Here is a 2,498-nt window from a genome sequence, read left to right on the forward strand (position 1 = left end):
ATGTAGAAGTGTGTTGCCCATGGAGCCCCCACAGAGAAACGCTTCAGAGGTTGGCCATCTGCGGCCGCTAGGTCCAGGGAGATGTTGTAGCGCCACACCATGGCCAGCCTGGCGCCACGGACCAGCGCTCTTTTGGTGACTGCGCTATCGGGTAGATCACTCCAATTCACGCTGGCCTTGTCGTTCCGGCTCAGGGTGTAGGCGGCAACATCCTGAACCTGTTTCGTCTTGCCGATGCTGTCCCGCAGTCCCAGGGCGGCAAGCAGTTCCACCAAGTGGGCCCCATTGTTCTGGCTGATGCCACCAATGGAAAAGTTATACGCCACCTTCGCGTTGCTACCCAGGAGGTACACTCGGTCAAAGTCCTGGGCGCCGTTGTGGGAGAGGTACTGCAAGGCAGCGCCGGTATTGAGTTGAAAATTGCTGGCTTCCGAGTGAAGACCGGTGTTTTTGCTGGCGTGGCCCTTGAAGTCGAAGTAGGGCAGCAACAGGGAGGCGTTCAAGCGCACGCTTTTGATTTCCTCATCCTTCAGCCAGTTGCGCAGCAAACGCCCCACGGTGGGCACTCCCGATGCCCCTGTCCCGCCAAACACGCTTCCAAACATGTGGATGTACACCTCGTCTCCCCCTTTGGCTGCCTGGCGCACGTCCCCCAGGAATGGTCCCCACGTTTTGTCCAGGTTGGCAACCGGCCAGCAGGGCGGCCATGCCCATCAGGCCCAAAAGCCAGGCGGCGCCCTGCCGCAGGGAAACGCGCTGAAGCATCATGGCTCTTGCGGGGTGGTCCGGGCTACGGCGTTCTGGATTCGGCAGAGCCGTTGCAGGGCACGATCCAGGACAGCCACCTGCTCCTTCAGGGCCTTCAGGTCGATGGCCTGCTGCTGCTGCCGCCGGATCAACTCCTCCCAACGCTCTTGTTGCCGCCGTTTCTCCTCCGCCTGCCTGCGGGAAGCAACCGTGGGGACCAGCTCTCCCTGACTGTGAAACACCCACTCCTCCCCTTGCCGGGCCGCGATGAATCGGGCTGGTCGCTCAAGCTTCAGCGGTAGGCCGTGGGGATCACCGGGCAAGGCAAACAGTCCACGGATCAACGATCCCTCCAGCAGCCAATCCGGCGGATCCGCGGCTGGGTAGAGCAGGGCGTCGCCATCGGGGGGCGTGACAACAAAAACAAACGGCGCTGCTGCCTTGTCAATGGCCAGGCTCACCCGCCCATTTTTGTTCATGGCCAGGTCTGCCGGTTGCTCATAGGCCTGCAATGCCTCAGGATGGCGCCGCTGCAATTGGGCCAGCAACAAACTGTCGCCCGTCCATTGGGGAAGGCGCCGCTTGGAGGTGTCCGCCTGGGACGGGGCGGGGGGTGGTGTGGTCTGCTGCTGCTCCAGCCGCGCCACATTGCCTTCCAGGGTGGCGAGGCGTTGCAAAGGGGTGGGATGGTCCATCTTCAGTCTCAGTTGCTGCGGGTAAAGCGGAGGTCAATACGGCGCCGGGTGCGATCATCGCTGACAGCGGGGGCAGGATTGAAGTTGCCCTGGAGGTCCAGAAGGCTTGCTGCAGAATAGGGGCGGATCCCCACAGGCAGTTGATCTTTCTCCAGACGGGACTGCAGATACATGCCCACAGCAATGGCCCTCAGTAAGCCCAACTCTGCGTTGGAGCTGTATTGCAATCCAGTAAGTCCTCCTTGAAGTGTCACGGTTTGTAGCCGTCGGTCCAGATTGCTGGCCACCCTTGGATTAGGCTGGCCGTCGGTGTGGCCAATGACCTCGATCACATCAACATCAAAGGCTTCAATTGTGGGTTTGATGTCGTTGGTATACCTTTCGTCCAAAGCGTTGAGAAAGCCTTGGGAAAGCCCATAGCTGCCGGTGTCGAATTTGAATGCTTCGGAGTCAGTCTCTGTCAGCGAAATGAGAGGAGGCTTTTCGTTCAGTGCCTTGGCTAAGGTTACCAGGCCCATGGCCAGAACCACAATCAGCAGCATGCTACTGAGCACGTCAGTGTATCCCAGCCAGGGGTTGATGCTGCTGTCACCATCCTTGCCGCGGGTGCGTCGTGCATTGGCCATTAGCTGCTGTCCACTTATGCGTCAGACCCCTTGTGAGGACTGGTTTGACCATTATGGGGAATGTGGACGTTCCGCTCCTCCGTGCTCCAATCTGCGGCGCGTGATAATTCAAGCTGTTCCAGCGTGGCCACACGTTGCTCCAGGGTTGTCACCTCACCACGGCTCTCCAGGGTAATCCCCACTAACGACTTCTGTAGCTCTTGAAGGCCCGCACTGAGACGGCCCAGCACGGAAGCGGCCTGGTTGGCGTGTTGGTCAACCTGCTGCATGGAGGCCAGTCGCTGCTGGACTTCACCATTGACAAACCGGACCAGGTCGTCGCGGGAGCGGTTGAGGCTTGATCGCAGTTCCTGTTCCTGCTGCTCCAAATCCTTGAGGGAGTTGCTGGTTGCCGCCTGCAACCCCTCCACGTAATTCGCCGCCAGTTGGT

4 protein-coding genes are annotated in these 2,498 nt (G+C 59.9%); all 4 read right to left on the reverse strand.

The window, feature by feature from the left end:
- Positions 1 to 647 (reverse strand): tubulin-like doman-containing protein (locus FLM9_RS04430; protein WP_218969736.1); only part of this gene is annotated, 647 nt, incomplete at its 3' end.
- A gap of 117 nt (positions 648 to 764) precedes the next feature.
- Complete coding sequence (locus tag FLM9_RS04435; RefSeq protein WP_074457447.1) at positions 765 to 1,442, reverse strand: hypothetical protein; 678 nt, start codon at positions 1,440 to 1,442, stop codon at positions 765 to 767.
- Positions 1,443 to 1,450: 8 nt separating this feature from the next.
- The gene (locus FLM9_RS04440) at positions 1,451 to 1,984 is read right to left on the reverse strand and encodes an OmpA family protein (protein WP_143324599.1); all 534 of its coding nucleotides are present in this window, start codon (positions 1,982 to 1,984) and stop codon (positions 1,451 to 1,453) included.
- A gap of 98 nt (positions 1,985 to 2,082) precedes the next feature.
- Positions 2,083 to 2,498, reverse strand: a 416-nt coding sequence (locus FLM9_RS08130; protein WP_180365291.1) for a hypothetical protein, incomplete at its 5' end; no start/stop codon positions are given.

It is taken from the genome of Candidatus Synechococcus spongiarum, assembly GCF_900047545.1.
GTDB lineage: Bacteria > Cyanobacteriota > Cyanobacteriia > PCC-6307 > Cyanobiaceae > Synechococcus_B > Synechococcus_B spongiarum_C.

Bases quoted from the DNA above. Each gene is read 5' to 3' on its own strand.
- FLM9_RS04435 (WP_074457447.1), bottom strand. From the start codon at position 1,442: ATGGACCATCCCACCCCTTTGCAACGCCTCGCCACCCTGGAAGGCAAT.
- FLM9_RS04440 (WP_143324599.1), bottom strand. From the start codon at position 1,984: ATGCTGCTGATTGTGGTTCTGGCCATGGGCCTGGTAACCTTAGCCAAG.